This window comes from Streptomyces sp. NPDC002156 (genome assembly GCF_053593675.1).
The window spans coordinates 1-21,050 of the sequence record NZ_JBSFDA010000140.1 but is presented as its reverse complement, the minus strand read 5'-3'; the positions used below and the strand labels follow the sequence as shown (position 1 = coordinate 21,050).

General features: G+C 72.4%; 20 protein-coding genes. 10 read left to right on the top strand and 10 right to left on the bottom strand.

Annotation, left to right across the window (positions count from 1 at the left end):
- Positions 1 to 40 precede the first annotated feature (40 nt).
- The 6 genes from ACWCRB_RS37610 to ACWCRB_RS37585 form a co-directional block, all read right to left on the bottom strand.
- Positions 41 to 505 (bottom strand): DUF3180 domain-containing protein, encoded by a 465-nt coding sequence (locus ACWCRB_RS37610; protein WP_451000351.1) that lies wholly within the window; start codon positions 503 to 505, stop codon positions 41 to 43.
- A gap of 80 nt (positions 506 to 585) precedes the next feature.
- A complete protein-coding gene (gene folK / locus ACWCRB_RS37605) occupies positions 586 to 1,197 on the bottom strand; it encodes a 2-amino-4-hydroxy-6-hydroxymethyldihydropteridine diphosphokinase (RefSeq protein WP_451000345.1) in 612 nt (203 codons plus the stop codon).
- Positions 1,194 to 1,553: a dihydroneopterin aldolase gene (gene folB, locus ACWCRB_RS37600; protein ID WP_189150548.1), complete on the bottom strand. Its 360-nt coding sequence runs from the start codon at positions 1,551 to 1,553 to the stop codon at positions 1,194 to 1,196. The genes folK and folB overlap by 4 nt, the downstream gene beginning before the upstream one ends.
- A gap of 245 nt (positions 1,554 to 1,798) precedes the next feature.
- A complete protein-coding gene (locus ACWCRB_RS37595; RefSeq protein ID WP_451000344.1) occupies positions 1,799 to 2,302 on the bottom strand; it encodes a nuclear transport factor 2 family protein in 504 nt (167 codons plus the stop codon).
- Complete coding sequence (gene folP / locus ACWCRB_RS37590) at positions 2,299 to 3,195, bottom strand: dihydropteroate synthase (protein WP_451000343.1); 897 nt, start codon at positions 3,193 to 3,195, stop codon at positions 2,299 to 2,301. The genes ACWCRB_RS37595 and folP overlap by 4 nt, the downstream gene beginning before the upstream one ends.
- A 94-nt stretch (positions 3,196 to 3,289) precedes the next feature.
- Positions 3,290 to 5,098 (bottom strand): phosphatidylglycerol lysyltransferase domain-containing protein, encoded by a 1,809-nt coding sequence (locus tag ACWCRB_RS37585; RefSeq protein ID WP_451000342.1) that lies wholly within the window; start codon positions 5,096 to 5,098, stop codon positions 3,290 to 3,292.
- A 232-nt stretch (positions 5,099 to 5,330) separates the two neighbouring features.
- Between ACWCRB_RS37585 and ACWCRB_RS37580 the strand changes: the two genes are divergently transcribed.
- Together ACWCRB_RS37580 and ACWCRB_RS37575 are read left to right on the top strand one after the other, a co-directional pair.
- Positions 5,331 to 6,452 (top strand): alpha/beta hydrolase, encoded by a 1,122-nt coding sequence (locus ACWCRB_RS37580; protein WP_451000341.1) that lies wholly within the window; start codon positions 5,331 to 5,333, stop codon positions 6,450 to 6,452.
- 134 nt (positions 6,453 to 6,586) lie between these two features.
- Positions 6,587 to 7,927 (top strand): hypothetical protein, encoded by a 1,341-nt coding sequence (locus ACWCRB_RS37575; protein ID WP_451000340.1) that lies wholly within the window; start codon positions 6,587 to 6,589, stop codon positions 7,925 to 7,927.
- Between the two features lie 31 nt (positions 7,928 to 7,958).
- On the opposite strand, the gene ACWCRB_RS37570 is transcribed toward ACWCRB_RS37575, so the two are convergent.
- Together ACWCRB_RS37570 and ACWCRB_RS37565 are read right to left on the bottom strand one after the other, a co-directional pair.
- Positions 7,959 to 9,296: a PH domain-containing protein gene (locus ACWCRB_RS37570; protein WP_451000339.1), complete on the bottom strand. Its 1,338-nt coding sequence runs from the start codon at positions 9,294 to 9,296 to the stop codon at positions 7,959 to 7,961.
- Positions 9,293 to 9,808 carry a PH domain-containing protein gene (locus tag ACWCRB_RS37565; RefSeq protein ID WP_451000338.1) on the bottom strand — a complete coding sequence of 172 codons (516 nt, stop codon included), beginning with the start codon at positions 9,806 to 9,808 and terminating at the stop codon, positions 9,293 to 9,295. The genes ACWCRB_RS37570 and ACWCRB_RS37565 overlap by 4 nt, the downstream gene beginning before the upstream one ends.
- A 31-nt stretch (positions 9,809 to 9,839) precedes the next feature.
- On the opposite strand from ACWCRB_RS37565, the gene ACWCRB_RS37560 reads away from it, so the two are divergent.
- Entirely contained in the window at positions 9,840 to 11,000 is a 1,161-nt protein-coding gene (locus tag ACWCRB_RS37560) for an NADH-quinone oxidoreductase subunit D (RefSeq protein WP_451000337.1), read from the top strand.
- Positions 11,001 to 11,024: 24 nt separating this feature from the next.
- On the opposite strand, the gene ACWCRB_RS37555 is transcribed toward ACWCRB_RS37560, so the two are convergent.
- Entirely contained in the window at positions 11,025 to 12,038 is a 1,014-nt protein-coding gene (locus tag ACWCRB_RS37555; protein WP_451000336.1) for an SAM-dependent methyltransferase, read from the bottom strand.
- Positions 12,039 to 12,169: 131 nt separating this feature from the next.
- Between ACWCRB_RS37555 and ACWCRB_RS37550 the strand changes: the two genes are divergently transcribed.
- Together ACWCRB_RS37550 and ACWCRB_RS37545 are read left to right on the top strand one after the other, a co-directional pair.
- Positions 12,170 to 13,372, top strand: a complete 1,203-nt coding sequence (locus ACWCRB_RS37550) for a sensor histidine kinase (protein WP_451000335.1) — start codon at positions 12,170 to 12,172, stop codon at positions 13,370 to 13,372.
- A 53-nt stretch (positions 13,373 to 13,425) separates the two neighbouring features.
- On the top strand, positions 13,426 to 14,097 hold the full coding sequence (locus ACWCRB_RS37545) for a response regulator (protein WP_451000350.1): 672 nt from the start codon (positions 13,426 to 13,428) through the stop codon (positions 14,095 to 14,097).
- On the opposite strand, the gene ACWCRB_RS37540 is transcribed toward ACWCRB_RS37545, so the two are convergent.
- Positions 14,058 to 15,254 (bottom strand): threonine aldolase family protein, encoded by a 1,197-nt coding sequence (locus ACWCRB_RS37540; RefSeq protein ID WP_451000334.1) that lies wholly within the window; start codon positions 15,252 to 15,254, stop codon positions 14,058 to 14,060. The two genes, ACWCRB_RS37545 and ACWCRB_RS37540, sit on opposite strands and share 40 nt — an antisense overlap.
- Before the next feature lie 194 nt (positions 15,255 to 15,448).
- Here ACWCRB_RS37540 and ACWCRB_RS37535 point away from each other — a divergent pair, with 194 nt between their 5' ends.
- Genes ACWCRB_RS37535 through ACWCRB_RS37515 form a run of 5 tightly spaced genes read left to right on the top strand, consistent with a single transcriptional unit; the run spans position 15,449 to position 20,951 of the window.
- Positions 15,449 to 16,369 carry a Rossmann-like and DUF2520 domain-containing protein gene (locus ACWCRB_RS37535; RefSeq protein ID WP_235475889.1) on the top strand — a complete coding sequence of 307 codons (921 nt, stop codon included), beginning with the start codon at positions 15,449 to 15,451 and terminating at the stop codon, positions 16,367 to 16,369.
- Positions 16,366 to 17,400, top strand: coding sequence for a pantoate--beta-alanine ligase (gene panC / locus ACWCRB_RS37530; protein WP_451000333.1), 1,035 nt, complete (start codon positions 16,366 to 16,368; stop codon positions 17,398 to 17,400). The genes ACWCRB_RS37535 and panC overlap by 4 nt, the downstream gene beginning before the upstream one ends.
- Positions 17,397 to 19,160 (top strand): L-aspartate oxidase, encoded by a 1,764-nt coding sequence (locus tag ACWCRB_RS37525; protein ID WP_451000332.1) that lies wholly within the window; start codon positions 17,397 to 17,399, stop codon positions 19,158 to 19,160. The genes panC and ACWCRB_RS37525 overlap by 4 nt, the downstream gene beginning before the upstream one ends.
- Positions 19,161 to 19,165: 5 nt before the next feature.
- Positions 19,166 to 20,143, top strand: coding sequence for a carboxylating nicotinate-nucleotide diphosphorylase (gene nadC / locus ACWCRB_RS37520; RefSeq protein ID WP_451000331.1), 978 nt, complete (start codon positions 19,166 to 19,168; stop codon positions 20,141 to 20,143).
- Between the two features lie 10 nt (positions 20,144 to 20,153).
- Positions 20,154 to 20,951: a type III pantothenate kinase gene (locus tag ACWCRB_RS37515; RefSeq protein WP_105970850.1), complete on the top strand. Its 798-nt coding sequence runs from the start codon at positions 20,154 to 20,156 to the stop codon at positions 20,949 to 20,951.
- The last annotated feature ends 99 nt before the right edge of the window (positions 20,952 to 21,050 follow it).

Genomic DNA, 21,050 nt, shown 5'->3' with positions numbered 1-21,050 from the left:
GTTCCCCGCGCCCCTTTGGGGCGCTCCTCATGAGGCCTGTCTACGCTGCGGGCGCCGTGCCCGCGTTGTTGTCGTCGTCCTCCGGGAGTTTGCAGACTCGTTCCAGGAAGAAGGCTGCCGCTATGACCGCGATGCCTGCCAGGACCGAGAAGCCGGCGTAGATGGCCTGGTCCCGGCGGGCGGGGATGTCCAGGGACTCCAGGAGGAAGACCCCTGTGCCGCCGTACATTCCGGCGACCAGGGCGGCCACCAGTGCGCTGGCCTGACCGAAGACGACCGCGCGGGCGGCCATCAGGGGGTCGACGCCCTTGGCGCCGGGGCGGCGGTCGCGCTGGGCCTTGAGGCGGGCGCGGAGCGAGAGTGCCGTGGCCAGCAGGACCGCGGCGATCAGGGCGAGGACGACGGGGGCGGCCAGCGGGACGCTCGGGAGTGTCCCCACCGAGTTCCACAGCCGGGCCCCCGCCCAGGAGAGCACTCCGGCGACCACGAACACGCCGGCCAGCATCTTGACGTGCAGCTCTCTCACGGTGCCCCTTCAGCTCCCCGGACCGGACCACCGACCTGTGGCCGTCATGACCTTAACGGCTATTCCGGCAGCTGGAGTTCCAGGTCGGCGCGGGGCGCGACACCGTCTTGGGCGAGGGTCTCCAGGAGCGCCGCCACCGGGCCGCGGCCGGGCAGCTGGGCCTCGGGGTCCACGTCGTGCCAGGGGGCGAGGACGAAGGCCCTCTCGTGGGCGCGCGGGTGGGGGAGGGTGAGCACCGGGTCGTCGGAGACCTCGTCGGCGTACGCGACGATGTCGACGTCGATCGTGCGCGGGCCCCAGCGCTCCTCGCGGACGCGGTGGAAGGCCTCCTCGACGGCGTGGGCGCGCTCCAGGAGCGAGGACGGGGGGAGTGTCGTCTTCAGGACGACCACGGCGTTGAAGTACGACGGCTGGCTGCCCTCGGGGACGCCCCACGGCTCCGTCTCGTACACCGGCGAGACCGCTTTGACGCGGACGCCCGGGGTGTCCTCCAGGGCGTCGATGGCCCCCTGGAGGGTCTCCAGGCGGTTGCCGAGGTTCGAGCCGAGGGAGATCACGGCGCGCTTCGGGTTGTGCAGGGTGGTGTCGGCGGCGTCCACCTGCTGGACGACGGAGGCCGGCACCGGCTGGACGGTCGGGTCGCTCTGACTCTCGGTGAACGAGGCGGTCATACTCGGCTCCGGGTGATGGTGATGGTCACGTCGTCGAAGGGGACCGTGATCGGCGCGTCCGGTTTGTGGACGCACACCTCGACCTCCTGGACCCCCTGGTGCTTCAGACAGACCTGCGCGATGCGTTCGGCGAGCGTCTCGATGAGATCGACGGGCTCGCCCTCGACGACGGCCACGACCTCCTCCGCCACGATGCCGTAGTGCACGGTCTTCGCCAGGTCGTCGTCGGCCGCGGCCGGACGGGTGTCCAGGCCGAGGGAGAGGTCCACGACGAAGGTCTGGCCCTCTTCCCGCTCCTGCGGGAACACACCGTGGTGTCCACGGGCCCTCAGGCCGCGCAGCGCGACACGATCCACGCGAATCACTCCTGCAATCGTCGTTGGCGGCCGCTTCGGACCGGGTGCGCCCGGCCCGTCAGCCACTTCCGAATCTACCTGCGGGCACTGACAGTGCCCGCCCCACGAGGGGCCCGTCCACGTGATGGTCAAGAGGGTTCATCGGGTGTTTCCCCGGGGGAACACGGCTGCTCACGGGCTGGTAGCCGCACTTACCCCGTGTTCGTGATTCCAACCACGTTCGGCAGGCTTCGGCCACGTTCGGCTCAGGAGGGTGTGTCGTCGGCCTCGTCCTCGTCGGTCTCGGCGAGGACCGGGGAGGCGTGGTGCGACCAGAGCTTCCAGCCGACGGGCGTACGGCGGAACAGGTTGGTGGCGACGACCAGCTGGCCGACCAGTGGCCCCAGCTCGTCGCTGTCCTCGGGGGCCGGGCCGCCGCTGAGGATGTTCTCGGTGCAGGTCACCAGGGCGGTGTCGCCGGTGATGGAGACGTGCACGTCGGTGAGGAAGAACTGGATGTACTCGGTGTTCGCCATGATCAGCGCGTACGAGCGGAGCACCTCGCCGCGTCCGGTCAGCACCGGCCAACCGGGGTGCACGCAGGAGACCACGCCGGTCTCCGCCGGGTCGTGGTACTCCTCGTCGACGCCCAGGTCGGCGGGGGTCAGCCAGAGCGAGGACAGTTCCTCGAAGTCGCCCTGTTCCAGCGCCTCGTAGAAGGCGGTGTTGGCGAGTTCGACCTGCTCGACGTCGGTGTGGGGCGCGCTCACCGGGCTCCCTCTGCGCTGCGGACGGCTTCCGCGTCGCGGGCCCACTCCACCGCGCGGGCGACCCGTACGGCGTCGGCGGTGGCGCGGACCTCGTGCACGCGGACCGCCCATGCGCCCTGGTGGGCGGCGAGCGCGGAGACGGCGGCGGTGGCGGCGTCGCGCTCCCGCGCGGGCGGCGGGGGGCCCTCGGGCCCGGCCAGTACGCGGCCCAGGAACCGTTTGCGGGACGCGGCGACCAGGAGGGGGTGGCCCAGGCCGTGGAGGCGGTCGAGGTGGGCCAGGAGGGTCAGGTCGTGATCGGCGCCCTTGGAGAAGCCGAGACCCGGGTCCACGACGATCCGGTCGGGGGCGACACCGCCGGCCAGTACGGCGTCCACGCGCGCGTGGAGTTCGTCGACGACCTCGGAGACGACGTCCGCGTACACGCCCTTGATGTTGCCGCCCTCCAGGAAGCCGCGCCAGTGCATGACGACGAAGGGGGCGCCGGAGTCCGCGACGACCGGGATCATCGCGGGGTCCGCGAGGCCGCCGCTGACGTCGTTGACGAGTGCGGCGCCCGCCGCGAGCGCCTGTTCGGCGACCGAGGCGCGCATGGTGTCGACGGAGACGGTGACGCCCTCGGCGGCGAGGCCGCGGACCACGGGGACGACGCGCTTGAGTTCCTCGGCCTCGTCGACGCGGGTGGCGCCGGGGCGGGTGGACTCGCCGCCGACGTCCACCAGGTCGGCGCCCTCGGTGACCAGGTCGAGGCCGTGTTTGACGGCGTTGGTCGTGTCGAACCAGCGGCCGCCGTCGGAGAAGGAGTCCGGGGTCACGTTCACGACGCCCATGACCGCGCAGCGGTCCCAGGCCGGGAGGCCGGCGACCCGGCCGCGTCCGCTGTGGTTGTTCATGCGTTCAGCGTAGGCCCCCGGCGGTTTGGCGGGATCTGTCGGTGCGGGTGCGTTGTGGTTTGTGCCGTTGTTTCCCACCCGCCCGCCCTTCTCGTCACGCCGCGCGTACCGTCCCTCTGTCCGACACCCCGTGGGCGCACGGGCGCCGGGACGCGGTGCGGCGGCGGAGGATGCGGGGGAGGGCCAGGTTCACGAAGCCCTCTGCCTGCATGGCGGCCAGGCCGATGCGGGGGAGGTCGCTTGAGGTGCGGTAGACCACGAAGCGGGGTTCCCAGCGGGGGCGGAACTTCGCGTTGAACTTGTACAGGGACTCGATCTGGAACCAGCGGGAGAGGAACACCAGGAGGCCGCGCCAGGCGCGCAGTACCGGTCCTGCGCCGATCTTCTCGCCGCGGGCCAGGGCGGAGCGGAACATGGCGAAGTTCAATGACACGCGGGCTACGCCGAGGCGGGGGGCGGCCTCCAGGGCGGCCACGATGAGCAGTTCGTTCATGCCGGGGTCGGCCGAGCGGTCGCGTCGCATCAGGTCCAGGGAGACGCCGTCGGTGCCCCACGGCACGAAGTGCAGGATCGCCTTGAGGTCGCCGTACGGGCCGGGCTGCTCGTCGGCCTTGTGGGCGGTGGCGATCAGGCAGTCGCCGTCTCCCGGGTCGCCGATGCGGCCCAGCGCCATGGAGAAGCCTCGCTCGGTGTCGGTGCCGCGCCAGTCCTCCGCGGCGAGCCTGATCCGCTCCAGCTCGTTCTCCCCGAGGTCACGGATGCGCCGTACCCGGGTCTCGTAGCCCGCGCGTTCGATGCGCTTGACCATCTGGCGCACGTTTCTCATCGCGCGCCCGGAGAGGGAGAAATCCGCGACGTCCACCACCGCCTCGTCGCCCAGTTCGAGGGCGTCGAGGCCGGTCTCGCGGGTCCAGACCTCGCCGCCGGTCTCCGAGCAGCCCATGACGGCGGGGGTCCAGGAGTGGGCCTTGGCCTCGTCCATGAAGCGTTCGATGGCGCCGGGCCAGGCCTCCACGTCGCCGATCGGGTCGCCGCTCGCCAGCATCACACCGGAGACGACGCGGTAGGTCACCGCCGCCTTGCCGCTGGGGGAGAAGACGACCGCCTTGTCGCGGCGCAGCGCGAAGTGGCCGAGGGAGTCGCGGCGGCCGTGCTTGTCGAGGAGGACGCGCAGCCGGTCCTCGTCCTCCTGGGTGAGGTGTGCGGCCGGGTGTTCGGGGCGGAAGGCGAAGTAGATCGTCGTGATGGCGGTCAGCAGGCCCAGGGCGCCGAGCGAGTAGCCGACGGTCCAGGAGGTGGGCCCGTCGTAGTCGACGGGGCCCTCGAAGCCGAACAGGCCGTACAGGACGTGGGTGATGCGGTCGGCGAGGCTCGGGTCGCCGTACATGCGGTCGCCGTGGGCGCTCACTATGACCAGCCCGAGCGCGAGCGAACCGGCGCTCATCAGGACGAAGTTGGTGAGCGCGCGCCAGCGGCTGCGCGGGTCGGGCAGCGCCTCGAACTCGGTGCGGTGGCGCAGCAGCACCACGAGCAGGAGGACGGAGATGACCAGCCCGACGAGCGAGTGCCGGTAGGCGAACTGGGCCACGGCGCCGGCCGGCAGCAGGGCCACGGCTGCCCGCCAGGCCCGGCGCTTGCGGCGCCTGAGGCCGTGCGCGAGGAGCAGCAGCAGGACGCCGGTGCTGAGCGAGAGCGCGGCGGCGAACGGGCCGAGCGCGCCGGGCAGCACCTCGGCGATCGCGTGCATCCGGCTGTGCCGGAAGCGCGGGAACACCCCGGCGGCGATGTCGACGAGACCCACGAGTGCACAGGCCCGGGCGACCACCGCGGGGACGGCCTCGGGACGCGGGCCGCTCAGTACGCGTCGTACTCGGCTTGATCGTTCCGGAACCCCGGCCGACATTTCACCATCTGTCCTGACAGACATCGCATCCCGTAGTTCTGCGAGAGACCTGGAATCCGGAGCCAATCCGGCATCCGGCGACATTGCGCCCTCTAGGACGGTGTCTCGGGGGAACAGGTTCACTCCCCCGTGGAAAGCCGTTTCAAAGGACACCCAAAGTCCGGGGCAAGCCGCTGTGAAGGAACGTGAGCACGGCGGCCGGCACCGGGGGAGAGAGCGGGCGACAGCAGTCATGGGGCTCACGAGCAAAACAGTGCTGGCGCTGGCGATCCTGGCCGCCGCTCTGTTGTTCATCGGCACGATCGCGTTCTGGCCCCGGCTGGCGCGCCGCAACTGGCGGGCCGTCAGCGGCCGGGCGGTGCTCCTGCTGGCCACCCAGGTCGCGGTGTTCGCCTCGGTCGGTCTTGCCGTCAACCAGAGTTTCGGTTTCTACGCCTCCTGGGACGACCTCCTGGGCAAGGAGACCGACCAGGGCGTGGTCGTGGACCAGAGCAGCGGGGTGCACGGCGGTTTCCAGGTGCTGTCCACGCAGTCGGTGCGGGTGCCGGGCGGTCATCTGCCCAGGGTCGGCGGCCAGATCCAGAAGATCGGCGTCGTCGGCAAGAAGACGGGGATCACCTCTCCGGCGTACGTCTATCTGCCACCGGAGTACTTCCAGCCGCAGTACGCGAAGCGCACCTTCCCGGTCGTGGTCGTGCTCACCGGCTATCCGGGGACCTCGGAGTCCCTCATCACGAAGCTCAACTTTCCGCACACCGCGCACGAGTTGGCGCGCGACGGCAGGGCGCAGCCGATGATCCTGGTGATGCTGCGGCCGACCGTGGCGCCGCCCCGGGACACCGAGTGCGTGGACGTGCCGAACGGGCCGCAGACGGAGACGTTCTTCGCCCAGGACCTGCCCAGGGCCATCGCCGGCCACTACCGGGTGGGGTCGAGGCCCGGCAGTTGGGGCATCATCGGCGACTCCACGGGCGGCTACTGCGCGCTGAAGCTCGCGATGCACCACCCGCGCGTGTACACGGCGGCGGTGGGCCTGTCGCCCTCCTACAAGGCGCCGATCGACGCCACCACGGGAGACCTCTTCCAGGGCGACAAGAACCTGAAGCGCCACGCCGACCTGGAGTGGTACATCAAGCACATGCCGCCGCCGGACGTCTCCCTGCTGGTCACCACCAGCAGGCACGGAGAGGCCAACTACGGCCCGACGATGCGGTTCGTGGACCTCGTCAAGACGAAGGCCCCGACGAGGATCTCGACGATCGTCCTGGAGAGCGGCGGCCACAACTTCAACACCTGGCGGCGGGAGATCCCCGGCTCGCTGGAGTGGCTGAGTCAGCGGCTGACGGACCGTTGACGCCGCGGACGCGCGCGGGAGGGGCGCGTCGAGGCCCGAGGCCAAGGGCCGTACGGCCTGTGAAGGGTCTGGGGCGGCTGTGTTTTTACCGGGCGGGGCACCAAGATTCGCCTACGCGCGGTAAGTTTCTGGCCATGCCACGTGGACGTCACCGCCATTCACCACCTCTGCACCGGCTGCTGCCTCCAGCGGCGATCGCGGGCGTCTCGCTCGTCTGCGCCCTGGGGCCCTGGGTGTTCACGGATACCGGCGTCCTCCGGGTGATCGCCGCGTTCGCCGCGGCGATCACCGTCGTGGGCGCGGCGGTCATGCGCCGCTGGGACACGGAGGCGGGCAAGCAGGTCGCCGACCTCACACGCGCGCGGGCGAGCGACGACTGGCGGCACGAGGAGCGCATCGCCGAGCTGGAGACCGACCTGGAGGAGTCCCGCGAGCTGCGCGTCAAGCTGGAGCAGAAGCTGCGCGGGAAGCGAGCCGAGCTGCAGGGGCTGCGCAACGAGCACGCGGCGCTGCTGCGGCGGTACGCCACGGCGGAGACCGAGCGGGCCAGCGCGCTGGAGGGCCGACGCCTGCTGGAGCTGGAGGCCGCGGTACCGGCCCAGGGCTCGGGCGCGGACGCGGACGTCGACGAGGACGTGAAGGCGGGTACGGGGTCGGCGCGGGCGCTTCCGGTCGGCTCCGGCGAGTCGGCGGACCTCGCGGACGAGGCCGACGTGGTGGACTCCGACGCTGCCGCGCTGGACGCGGCGGCGGCCGGCGTCTCGGCGGCGTTGGGCGCGGTCGGCGCGCGGACTACGGGCGACACGGCCGAGACGGACGACGAGGCCGACGAGGAGACCCCGGCGGCACCGGCGGTCTTCTCCCCGGAGGGTTCCTCGCTCTTCCTGCGCGCGCGGGCGGCGCTGGCCAGGTTCGACGGCGAGACCCGGACGAAGACCGAGACGGCCCCCGCCGACGTGAAGACGGCGAAGACGGCGGAGATACCCGCTGATGTCGCCGTGGTCTCCGAGGCCGTCTCCGACGGTCCCGCCCCCGACAAGGCGGAGGCCGCGCAGGAGGACGAGGCGAAGGGGAAGCCCGAGGCGGCCCGTGGGCACACGAGAGCCGCCGCAACTCCCGCCGAGGCCAAGCCGGCCAAGCCCGTGCGCGGCACCGGGCACTACACCGTGCCGACCGCGGTGGCCGTCGTACCGACGACCGCCCCCATGCGCAGGCCCACCGCCGAGGGCGGGTTCGACTTCTTCGGTACGCAGAAGGAGACGGCGTCGGCCGCGCTGGAGTCCGTGCAGAACGAGGACCTCGCCGACGTCGTCGGGCAGGAGGCGCTCGCGCTGCACAAGGCGGAGTCCGAGGCGCAGTTCAAGCCCGCGGACGAGGAGTCGCGCGGGGTCGGCATCGGTCAGGTGATCGACCTGACGGCGCACGACGAGACCGAGCACATCGACCTGCAGGGCCTGCGGAGCGCGGTCTCCTGACGTCCGGTCAGGCCCGTTCCGCACGCACCTGTTACGCCATCCACCGGTCCGGTCGCGCGTCCCGCCGACCGGTCCGGGACCGCTCCGCCTGACCCCGCAGCAGCTCCGCGGCCTCCTGCGCGTCCCGTAGACCGGCTGTGACGGTCTTGTTGGCCCCCGTGTCCACATGGACGTCCGCGAGGCCCTTGAAGCGCGCCCAGGGCCCTTGCTTGATCCGTACGGACTGGACCTTGGCGTGCGGGACCAGGGCCAGGCTGCGGCGCAGCAGCCCGTGCCGGGAGACGAAGACGCTGTCGGTGACGGCGATCCCGTAGCCGCGCCACCAGAACGGCAGGCACCAGGCCGCCCGGCGCGGCGGCCGTGACAGCGAGGCGGGCACCTTCACCCCGGGCAGCACCTGGCCTATGACCGCCTCCGCGATCTCGCGCGGCGCCACCGGCACCAGCACCGAGTTCGACGAGCCCGCCACGTCCAGCTCCACCCGGACCCACCCGCGCCGCCGCCACAGCAGCGGCTCCACGATCCGTACGGTCTGCACCCGCCCGGGCGGCACCGTCTCGTGCGTACGGTCGAGCAGTCCGTGGTCGATGCGCAGCCCGTCCGGGGACTCGCCGACCGTCCAGTCGTACTCGGCGACGAACCGCCCCACGCTGCTCGCGCCCGCCGCGCCGAGCAGCGGAACGCCGGTCGCGAGCACCGTCCACAGGCTGTGGGTGGCGAACCAGAGGAACGGCGGTACGACCAGGGCGGCGGCCAGCGAGCCCCAGGTCGCGCCGGTCAGCACCAGGGAGACGGCGAGCACGCGCGCGGGGATGTGCAGCAGCTGCCGTACGGGTGCCTCGCCGACCTCGTGCGCGGTCTCGGGTGCGAAACCGGCTGCGCGGGCGAGCAGTTCGGCCCGCAGGGCACGCGCGTGCCCCTCGCCCAGGTAGGCCAGCTCGTCCTTCTTGTCCGTCCCCACGACGTCCAGCTTGAGTTTGGCGACGCCCGCGACCCGGGCCAGCAGCGGCTGGGTGATGTCGACGGCCTGGATGCGTTCGAGCCGGATGTGCGCGGTGCGCCGGAACAACAGGCCGGTACGGATGCGCAGTTCGGTGTCGGTCACCGCGAAGTGAGTGAACCACCAGGTCAGAAAGCCGTACAGGGCGCCGCCGACGACACACACGGCGAGCCCGAGCAGCAGGGTCGTGGTCGTCAGCCGGGTCAGCTGGCGCTGTGCCTGGTCGGGGTCGTGCACCGCCCACCCGATGAGCACGGCGACCGGCGCCCACGCGCGCCGCAGCGGCGTCACAGGATGCAGCCGCTGCTCGACGACCGGCTGCCTGCCGTTCCCTATGGGTACGTCCGTGTCGGTGCCGGGAGTCGTCACAGCCCCGCCGATCGTGCCTCGCCGAGTTCGGTGAGCCGGTCCCGCAGCCGTTCCGCCTCCGCCGGTTCGAGGCCGGGGATGAGCGCGTCGGTCGCGGCGGCGGCCGTGTGCAGCTGCACGCTCGCCAGCCCGAAGTGCCGCGCGACGGGCCCCGAGGTCACCTCGACCAGCTGCATCCGCCCGTACGGCACGATCGTCTCCTCGCGCCACAGCACACCCCTGCTGATCAGCAGGTCGTCGGCGCGCTCGGCGTACCGCCAGGAGGCCCAGTTGCGGCCCAGCATCGGCCAGCCCCACAGCAGCAGGGCGAGCGGCAGCAGCGCGAAGGCCGCCCAGGCGGGGCCGCAGAGCAGGCCGAGCAGCAGTCCCGTACCGACCGTCAGCGGCACCAGCCACACCACCAGCAGCAGCCGGCGCATCCGCAGCAGGTCCCGGGGCAGCCCGGTCCACACCGGCTCGCCGTGCCGCTCGCCTCGCGTTCCGCCCGCGGTATCCGGGCTCCCGGTCTCCATGCCGCAAGCGTACGTACGACAGACTGTGTCCATGAGTCTCACGACGGGTCCCACGGAGACCGTGGTCGGGGTCGGCGGCGCCGCGGAGAGCACCGACATGGTGCTCAACATCGGGCCCCAGCACCCGTCCACGCACGGCGTGCTGCGGCTGCGGCTGGTGCTCGACGGTGAGCGCATCCAGCACGCGGAGCCGGTGATCGGCTATATGCACCGCGGTGCGGAGAAGCTCTTCGAGGCGCGTGACTACCGTCAGATCATCATGCTGGCCAACCGGCACGACTGGCTGTCGGCGTTCTCCAACGAGCTGGGCGTGGTCCTCGCCGTGGAGCGGATGCTCGGCATGGAGGTCCCCACGCGCGCGGTGTGGACGCGCACACTGCTCGCGGAGCTGAACCGGGTCCTGAACCACCTGATGTTCCTCGGCTCGTACCCGATCGAGCTCGGCGCCATCACCCCGATGTTCTACGCCTTCCGGGAGCGCGAGGAACTCCAGAACGTCATGGAGGAGGTCTCCGGCGGGCGCATGCACTACATGTTCAACCGCGTGGGCGGCCTCAAGGAGGACCTCCCGGCGGGCTGGTCCACGCGCGCGCGTGCCGCCGTCGCGTCCGTGCGCTCGCGCATGGACCGCTTCGACGACCTGGTGCTCGGCAACGAGATCTTCCGGGGGCGCACGCGCGGTGTGGGCGCGCTCTCGGCGGAGGCGGTGCACGCGTACGGCGTGAGCGGGCCGATCGCGCGCGCCTCGGGCGTGGACTTCGACCTGCGCCGCGACGAGCCGTATCTCGCGTACGGGGAGCTGCAGGACACCCTGAAGGTCGTCACCCGGCAGGAGGGCGACTGCCTGGCCCGCTTCGAGTGCCTCCTGGAGCAGACGCACAACGCGCTCGACCTGGCCGACGCCTGCCTCGACCGCATCGCCGAGCTGGAGCCCGGCCCGATCAACCAGCGGCTGCCGAAGGTCCTGAAGGCGCCCGAGGGGCACACGTACGCGTGGACCGAGAACCCCCTCGGCATCAACGGCTACTACCTCGTCAGCAAGGGCGAGAAGACCCCGTACCGGCTGAAGCTGCGCTCGGCGTCCTTCAACAACATCCAGGCGCTCACGGAACTGCTTCCCGGGACGCTGGTCTCGGACATGGTGGCGATCCTGGGGTCGCTGTTCTTCGTGGTCGGGGACATCGACAAGTAGCGCGGAGGCTCGACAAGCGGGTCCTCAGAGGAGCGGGTCGGGGATGCCCGCCGGCTCCATCAGCCACCCGAAGTCCCCGAGCCCGCCCGTCGCCGTCAGCTCGGCGGCCTCTCCCGCGCCCGCCAGGGCCCGTACGTACGCTGCCGGGTCCGTGGACGCCAGGGACAGCGGAGGGCGCCCGCCGGCCACCCCGAGGGCGTGCAGGGCCTCCCGCTGGGTCAGCAGGCGTGCTCCCGGGCCCGCGCAGGCGTCCAGCGCCACATGGGCGGTCAGATCGCACGAGCCGTCCGGCACGGGCGCGGTCTCCCGGCCCGCCCGGAAGCCGGTGAGCGTCCCGAAGGGCGGCCGGGCGCCGGCCGTGTGCGCGTAGTCGACGGCGACGGCGAGGCCGTGCTCGACGGTGGCTCTGGCGGCTCCCCAGGCGGTGTCCCTGGGGAGCCCGATCTCTGCCCGCGTCCCCGGCTCCGGCGGCAGCGGCCACCACCGCGCCAGCCACTCCGCGTCCGCCCCGGAGACCGGCTCCCCGAGCCGCTCGGTGCCGTCCCGTCGTACGAGAACCAGGCGCGGTACGCCCGCCGGGTCCACCTCCGCGACCTCCACGGGGACGTTGTCCAGCCACTCGTTCGCGAACAGCAGCCCCGTGACACCTTCGGGGGGCTCGGGCAGCCACTCGATGCGGTGATCGAGGTCCACGGGGCGGTCGGCCAGCTCGACGGCGTACCCACGCGCGCGTGCCGACACTTCAGGGGGCAGCGCCCCGAGGACGCCGGTGACGAGTTCGCCCCGGCCGGCGCCCATGTCGACGAAGCCGAGCGACGCGGGACGGCCCAGCGCCTCGTCGACCCGGCACAGCAGCCGGGCCACGGCACCGGCGAAGAGCGGCGACGCGTGGACGGACGTACGGAAGTGCCCCGCAGGGCCCTCGGGCCGCAGGTAGAACCCCTGTTCGCCGTAGAGCGCCTCCCGCGTCGCCGCACGCCAGCCACGCCACTCGCCCGCTGTTCCGCCCACCGCCGCGCCCACCGTCTCTCCTGCCACGGGGTCAGGCTAGGGCGCGGACCCCCGCCACCCAGGGGACGGGGTCTCCACCTTGGGGAGTACGCCGGGGCGTTGCGGATCGGCCCTCCGGTTGACCCCCGCGCACAGAACGCTTCCCTACTCTGGGTTACGTGCAACGCGTCTATGACTTCCTTCGCAGACACCCGACATGGGTCGACGGCTTCTGGGCCGTCTGCCTGTTCGGGATCTCCGCGCTGGGCGGAGCCGTCGGGAGCGAGACCGGGGTTTCCCAGTCCCGGGTGGCGATCGTCCTGGTGTCGCTCCTGCTGTGCCTGGTGATCGCCCTGCGCCGGCGCCTGCCCGAGCGGATGCTCGTGCTGGCCGCCGCGGTCGGGGTGGTGCAGCTGGCGCTGGACGTCGAGCCGCTGCCCGCGAACTTCGCCATGCTGGTGATCGTCTACACGGTCGCGGCGAGCGGTCCCCGCTGGGCCTCGCGGTTCGCGCTGATCGGCGGTCTGTGCGCGGCCCCGCTGTCCCAGCTGCGCTGGCCGGAGAAGGACGCGAGCACCGCGGGCAATCTCGCCCTGGTGGTCTTCCTGGCGGTGCCGTTCGCCCTCGCCTGGGTGCTCGGCGACTCGTTGCGCACCCGCCGCGCCTACTTCGCCCAGCTGGAGGAGCGCGCCGCCCGCCTGGAGAAGGAGCGCGAGGCACAGGCCAAGGTCGCGGTCGCCGCCGAGCGCGCCCGCATCGCCCGCGAACTGCACGACGTCGTCGCGCACAACGTCTCCGTGATGGTCGTCCAGGCCGACGGCGCCGCCTACGTCCTCGACTCCGCCCCCGAACAGGCCCGCAAGGCCCTGGAGACCATCTCCGGCACCGGCCGCCAGGCCCTCGCCGAGATGCGCCGGCTGCTCGGCGTGCTGCGCACCGGCGAGCACAAGGAGAGCGGGGAGTACGTTCCGCAGCCCGACGTCGAGCAGATCGACGACCTCGTCGAGAAGTGCCGTGGCGCCGGTCTCCCCGTCGACTTCAAGATCGAGGGCACCCCGCGCCCGCTGCCCAGCGGCGTGGAGCTGACGGCGTACCGCATCGTGCAGGAGGCGCTCACCAACACCCGTAAGCACGGCGGCCCGAACACCGGAGCGAGCGTGCGCCTGGTCTACTTCGACGACGGTCTCGGCCTGCTGGTCGAGGACGACGGCAAGGGCGCCCCGCACGAGCTGTACGAGGAGGGCGGCGCCGACGGACAGGGGCACGGCCTGATCGGCATGCGCGAGCGCGTCGGCATGGTGGGCGGCACCCTGGACGCGGGCCCGCGCCCGGGCGGCGGATTTCGCATCAGCGCCCTGTTGCCGCTCAAACCCGCTCACTGACACGTGCACGTTCGATATGAGTGTGCATGTTCGATCTACCGGAGGACCCCGCCATGCTCATCCGCGTGATGCTCGTCGACGACCAGGTGCTGCTGCGCACCGGGTTCCGGATGGTGCTCGACGCCCAGCCGGACATGGAGGTCGTGGCGGAGGCGGGTGACGGCGTCGAGGCCCTCCAGGTGCTGCGGGAGACCGAGGTCGACGTGGTGCTGATGGACGTCCGCATGCCGAAGCTCGACGGGGTGGAGGCGACCCGGCGCATCTGCCAGGGCGAGAACCCGCCCAAGGTGCTGATCCTGACCACTTTCGACCTCGACGAGTACGCCTTCTCCGGGCTGAAGGCGGGCGCCTCCGGGTTCATGCTCAAGGACGTGCCGCCCGGTGAACTCCTCACCGCCATCCGCTCCGTGCACAGCGGCGACGCCGTCGTGGCGCCCTCGACGACCCGGCGGCTCCTCGACCGCTTCGCGCCCCTGCTGCCGGGCACCGGCCAGCAGCCCCAGCACAAGGAGCTGGAGCGGCTCACCGGACGCGAGCGCGAGGTCATGATCCTGGTCGCCCAGGGTCTGTCCAACGGTGAGATCGCGGCCCGGCTGGTGCTGTCGGAGGCGACCGTGAAGACCCATGTGGGCCGCATCCTGACCAAGCTGGGGCTGCGGGACCGGGTGCAGGTGGTCGTCCTCGCCTACGAGACCGGGCTCGTGCGCGCGGGCGGGGCCGGCTGAGCACGCGCCACGAACTCCGTCACCGCCGCCTTCACGTCGTCCGCCGTCCACTCCAGGCCGGGGGCGCCGACGGTGACCTCGGTGATGGCCAGGCCGGGACCGCCGCGGTCCCAGTAGGCGGCGAACAGATAGGTGCCCGTCTCCTCCGCCTGCCGCACCGCCGCCTCCGTCAGTGCGTCGGGGTCGTACGGCAGCCAGACCTGGAACTGATGGGTGTGCGGCTCCTCGGGGTGCACGCGCGCCCACGGCACACCGGCCTCGGCGAAACCCTCCCGCAGCGCGGCGGCCACCACGCGCGCGTGCCGCACATACTCCGGCAGCCGGGGCAGCTCCCGCTCCAGGCCGACGAGAGCCGACAGCGTCGTGGGGAACTGCTGGAAGATCATGCCGCCGTACCGGTGCCGCCAGGTCTTCGCCTCCTCCACCAGCGTCTTCGGGCCGGCCAGCGCCGCACCGCCAAAACCTTCGAGGGACTTGTAGAACGACACGTAGACGCTGTCCGCCAGGCCCGCGATCTCGTCCAGGGGGCGGCCGAAGTGGACGGTGGTCTCCCACAGGCGCGCTCCGTCGAAGTGCACCACCGCGTCGCGCTCGCGCGCCGCCTCCACGACCTCGGTGAGCTCCTCCCAGGTGGGCAGGACGAACCCGGCGTCCCGGAGCGGCAACTCGAGCATCAGCGTGCCGAAAGGCTCTTCGAAGTCGCGCACCTCGTCGGCGGTGGGCAGCCGGGGCTCGCTGGTCAGGCGTACCGTACGCAATCCGCTGACCTGGCCGAACGCGTTCCGTTCGTGCACTTCGGGGTGGGCCAGGGCGTGCAGGCCGACCGTGGGGCTGCCGGTGCGGGCCGCCCAGCAGCGCAGGGCCACCTGCTGGGCCATCGTGCCCGTGGGGAAGAACGCGGCGCTCTCCGTGCCCAGCAGAGTCGCGACACGTTCCTCCAGGGCCGCCACGACGCCGTTGCCGTACATGTCCGCGGTCTCGTCGACGTCGTACACCTCAGGCGCGGCCTCCGCCAGCAGCGCGAGCCGCTGTCGGATGGTGTCGGCGAACCCTCCGCGCCACAGCACACGCCGCGCCTCCCGCACCGCGACCCGGCGCCGCTCCCGCAACCGGTCCTCCGCCGACCGCTCCTCCGTCTGCCCCGCTGTATCGCTCATGCTCCGGATCATCCCGCCCGCCCCGCCGCGCGGGCATCCGTATTTCCGTACCGGACACATGCCCACGGCCCGCGACAACCCACAGCCTGTGGACAACCGGACGCCCCTCGGACCGATCGCGTTAACATGACGAGAAATCGTCCGGTACATCGTCCGGTACCCCGAGCGGACTGGAACGGGAAGGCCGCCGTCGAGTGAGTACATTCCAACAGCCAGACCCCAGGGACCGCCCCGCACGGCTCACCGTCGGCGTCGTCGGCGCCGGACGCGTGGGCCCCGCGCTGGCCGCGTCCCTGCAACTCGCGGGGCACCGTCCGGTGGCCGTCTCCGGGGTCTCCGACGCCTCCGTCCGCCGCGCCGCGCAGCTCCTCCCGGACGTGCCCGTCGTCTCGCCCGCCCAGGTCATGGAGCGCGCCGACCTGGTCCTGCTGACCGTCCCGGACGACGCCCTGCCCGGCCTCGTCGAGGGCCTCGCGGAGACCGGCGCCGTACGGCCGGGACAGCTCCTCGTGCACACCTCCGGGCGGTACGGCGCGAAGGTCCTGGACCCCGCCCTGCGGGCCGGCGCGCTGCCGCTGGCCCTGCACCCCGTCATGACCTTCACCGGCACTCCCGTGGACGTCCAGCGGCTCGCCGGGTGCTCCTTCGGGGTCACCGCGCGCCCCGAACTGCGGCTGGCAGCCGAGGCCCTCGTCATCGAGATGGGCGGCGAGCCCGAATGGATCGCCGAGGAGAGCCGCCCGCTCTACCACGCGGCCCTCGCCCTGGGCGCCAACCACCTGGTCACCCTGGTCGCCGAGTCCATGGAACTGCTGCGCACGGCCGGCGTCGAAGCCCCCGACCGGATGCTCGGCCCGCTCCTCGGGGCCGCCCTGGACAACGCGTTGCGCTCCGGGGACGCGGCCCTCACCGGGCCGGTCGCGCGCGGGGACGCCGGTACGGTCGCCGCCCACGTGGCGGAACTGCGCAAGCACTCCCCGCAGAGCGTCGCCGCCTACCTGGCGATGGCCCGCGCGACCGCCGACCGCGCCCTCGCCCACGGCCTCCTGAAGCCGGAGCTGGCGGAGGACCTCCTCGGGGTGCTCGGCAACGGCACCGAGGGAGGCGCCCGATGACCCGCTTGCTGCTCACGGCAGCCGAACTGAACGCCCGCGCGTCAGAGCGCATCCCTGATAAGGATGAGGTCACACGGCACGCACGCACGCGTGCCGTCGTGATGACCATGGGTGCCCTGCACGAGGGCCACGCCACCCTCGTCCGCACCGCGCGCGAGATCGCCGGCCCCGACGGCGAGGTCGTCGTCACCGTCTTCGTGAACCCCCTCCAGTTCGGCGAGGGCGAAGACCTCGACCGCTACCCGCGCACCCTCGACGCCGACGTGAAACTCGCCGAACAGGCGGGCGCGGACGCCGTGTTCGCCCCCTCGGTGGACGAGGTCTACCCGGGCGGCGAACCCCAGGTGCGGATCAGCGCGGGCCCCATGGGGGAGCGGCTCGAAGGGGCCACCCGCCCCGGGCACTTCGACGGCGTGCTCACCGTCGTCGGCAAGCTGCTCCACCTCACCCGGCCCGACGTGGCCTTCTTCGGGCAGAAGGACGCCCAGCAGCTCGCGATGATCCGCCGGATGGTCCGCGACCTGAACTTCGGCGTGGAGATCGTCGGCGTACCGACCGTGCGCGAGGCCGACGGCCTGGCCCTGTCCAGCCGCAACCGCTACCTCTCCACCGAGGAACGGCGTACGGCGCTCGCCCTCTCCCAGGCCCTGTTCGCCGGCAGCGACCGGCACGCCGCGCAGGAGGCGCTGCGCGCGCGGGCCCGCGAAGTGCCCGCCACGCACGCGCGTGCCCAGGCCCTCAGCGCCATCGGCGAGTCCCGCGCCGCCGCCGACGCCCACGCCGTCGCCAAGGTCCCCGGCGGCGGTCCAGCCGCCGTCCGGGCCGCCGCCCGCCTCCTCCTGGACGACGCGGCCCGTCTCAAGCCCCCACTGGCCCTCGACTACCTCGCCCTGGTCGACCCCGCCGACTTCACCGAGATCCCGGACGACTTCACGGGCGAAGCCGTCCTCGCCGTCGCAGCCAAGGTCGGGACGACCCGGTTGATCGACAACATCCCTCTCACTTTCGGAACCCCCGGAGCCGCCTCGTGAGCACCACAGGCCCCACCGCCGGCCGCGCCGGCACCGCCACCGGCATACGGCTGCACGCTCCCGCCCCCGGCTGGGCCCTCGCTGCGGACGTCGTCGTCGTCGGCTCCGGCGTCGCCGGACTCACCGCGGCCCTGCGCTGCGACGCGGCCGGCCTCAGGACGGTCGTCGTCACCAAGGCCCGCCTCGACGACGGCTCCACCCGCTGGGCCCAGGGCGGCATCGCGGCGGCCCTGGGGGAGGGCGACACCCCGGAACAGCACCTCGACGACACCCTGGTCGCGGGCGCGGGCCTGTGCGACGAGGAGGCCGTACGGATCCTCGTCACGGAGGGACCGGACGCCGTACGACGGCTCATCGAGACCGGCGCCCACTTCGACGAGACCTCCGAAGGAGGACTGGAGCTGACCCGCGAGGGCGGCCACCACCGGCGCCGGATAGCGCACGCGGGCGGCGACGCGACCGGCGCGGAGATCTCCCGCGCCCTCGTCGAGGCCGTCCGCGCGCGGGGCCTGCGCACGGTCGAGAACGCGCTCGTCCTGGACCTCCTGACGGACGCCGACGGCCGTACAGCGGGCGTGACCCTGCACGTCATGGGAGAGGGCCAGCACGACGGCGTGGGCGCCGTCCACGCGCCCGCCGTGGTCCTCGCCACCGGCGGCATGGGCCAGGTCTTCTCGGCGACCACCAACCCGTCCGTGTCGACGGGAGACGGCGTCGCCCTCGCCCTCCGCGCGGGCGCCGAGGTCAGCGACCTCGAATTCGTCCAGTTCCACCCCACGGTGCTCTTCCTGGGGGCCGACGCCGAGGGCCAGCAGCCGCTCGTCTCCGAGGCGGTACGCGGCGAGGGCGCCCACCTCGTCGACGCCGACGGCGTGCGCTTCATGACCGGCCAGCACGAACTCGGCGAACTCGCGCCCCGCGACATCGTCGCCAAGGGCATCATGCGCCGCATGCAGGAACTGGGCGCCGAACACATGTTCCTGGACGCCCGGCACTTCGGCGCCGACATGTGGGAGCACCGCTTCCCGACGATCCTCGCCTCCTGCCGCGCCCACGGCATCGACCCGGTCACCGAGCCCGTCCCGGTCGCCCCCGCCGCCCACTACGCCTCCGGCGGCGTCCGCACCGACTCCCGGGGCCGTACGACCGTCCCCGGGCTGTACGCGTGCGGCGAGGTCGCCTGCACCGGCGTCCACGGCGCCAACCGGCTCGCCTCCAACTCGCTCCTGGAGGGCCTGGTCTACGCCGAGCGCATCGTCGCCGACATCACCGCGAGCCACGCCGGAGACGGCCTCCACGCGCGCGTGCCCGCTCCCGTCCCGCACCCCGAGAAGCCCGCGCACCCGCTCCTCGAACCCGAGACCCGCTTCACGATCCAGCGCATCATGACCGAGGGCGCCGGCGTCCTGCGCTCCGCCGCCTCCCTGGACACCGCCGCCGAGGCCCTCCAGCGACTGCACGCCGCCGCCCGCGGCGCCCTCGACGAGAACGGCAAGACCGCCGAGCCCGGCGTCGACACCTGGGAGGCCACCAACCTCCTGTGCGTGGCCCGCGTCCTGGTCGCCGCCGCCCGCCTCCGCGAGGAGACCCGCGGCTGCCACTGGCGCGAGGACCACGCCGAGCGCGACGACACCACCTGGCACCGCCACATCGTCGTACGACTGAATCCCGACCGGACGCTGGCCGTACACACCACCGACACCGCAGACTTCCCCCCGACCCGGCCGCATCAGCCGGAGCACCGTCCCCAGGAGCAGTGACAGACGTGAGCACCCCCGACCTTCCCCTCGCCCAGAGCGGCGGCTGCGGCGACGGCTGCGCCTGTGGCGCCGACACCGACGACGTCTACCTTGAGTGCGGCCTCGACCCCGCGCTGGCCGCCCTCCTCGCCGACGCCGGCCTCGACCCCCTTGAGGTCGAGGACATCGCCAACGTCGCCATCCAGGAGGACCTCGACCACGGCGTCGACGTCACGACGGTCGCGACCATCCCCGAGGAGGCCCGCGCCACGGCCGACTTCACCGCCCGAGAGGGCGGGGTCGTAGCCGGTCTGCGGATCGCCGAGGCGGTCGTCTCCGTGGTCTGCACCGACGAGTTCGAGGTCGAGCGGCACGTCGAGGACGGCGACCGCGTGGAGGCGGGCCAGAAGCTCCTGTCCGTCACCACCCGCACCCGCGACCTCCTCACGGCCGAGCGCAGCGCCCTCAACCTCCTGTGCCGCCTGTCCGGCATCGCGACCGCCACGCGCGCGTGGGCGGACGTCCTGGAGGGCACCAAGGCCAAGGTCCGCGACACCCGCAAGACCACTCCCGGCCTGCGCGCCCTGGAGAAGTACGCGGTCCGCTGCGGCGGCGGCGTCAACCACCGCATGTCCCTGTCGGACGCGGCCCTCGTCAAGGACAACCACGTGGTCGCCGCCGGCGGCGTCGCCCAGGCCTTCAAGGCCGTACGGGACGCCTTCCCGGACGTACCGATCGAGGTCGAGGTCGACACCCTGCACCAGCTGCGCGAGGTCGTCGACGCGGGCGCCGACCTGATCCTCCTGGACAACTTCACTCCCGGTGAGTGCGACGAGGCGGTCGCGGTCGTCGACGGCCGCGCCGTCCTGGAGGTCTCGGGCCGACTGATCCTCAAGAACGCCAAGGAATACGCCGACACCGGCGTCGACTTCCTCGCGGTCGGCGCCCTCACCCACTCCTCGCCGATCCTCGACATCGGTCTCGACCTGCGAGCGGCGGAGTAGGTACAAGGCCATGCTGCTGACCATCGACGTGGGAAACACGCACACCGTCCTCGGGCTCTTCGACGGCGACGAGATCGTCGAGCACTGGCGCATCTCCACGGACGCGCGCCGCACCGCCGACGAACTCGCGGTCCTCCTCCAGGGCCTCATGGGCATGCACCCCCTCCTCGGCGACGAGCTGGGCGACGGCATCGACGGGATCGCCATCTGCGCGACCGTGCCGTCGGTGCTGCACGAGCTGCGCGAGGTGACGCGGCGGTACTACGGCGATGTGCCGGCGGTGCTGGTCGAACCCGGCGTGAAGACGGGCGTACCGATCCTCACCGACAACCCCAAGGAGGTCGGCGCGGACCGCATCATCAACGCGGTCGCCGCGGTCGAGCTGTACGGGGGGCCCGCGATCGTCGTCGACTTCGGTACGGCGACGACGTTCGACGCGGTGTCCGCGCGCGGGGAGTACGTGGGTGGCGTGATCGCGCCCGGGATCGAGATCTCCGTCGAGGCGCTAGGGGTGAAGGGGGCGCAGCTTCGGAAGATCGAGGTGGCTCGGCCCCGGGCGGTGATCGGCAAGAACACGGTCGAGGCGATGCAGGCGGGGATCATCTACGGGTTCGCGGGTCAGGTGGACGGCGTGGTGACCCGGATGGCGAAGGAGCTGGCGGAGGACCCGGACGATGTGACGGTGATCGCCACGGGTGGGCTGGCGCCGATGGTGCTGGGCGAGGCGTCGGTGATCGACGAACACGAACCGTGGCTGACGCTGATCGGGCTGCGGCTGGTGTACGAGCGAAACGTGTCGCGTATGTGAGTTCTCGCCCCCGCCGCCCCTACCCGTTCCCATCCCTGGGGGCTGCGCCCCCAGACCCCCGCTCCGGCCCTGAACGGGCCTTGTCCTCAAACGCCGGAC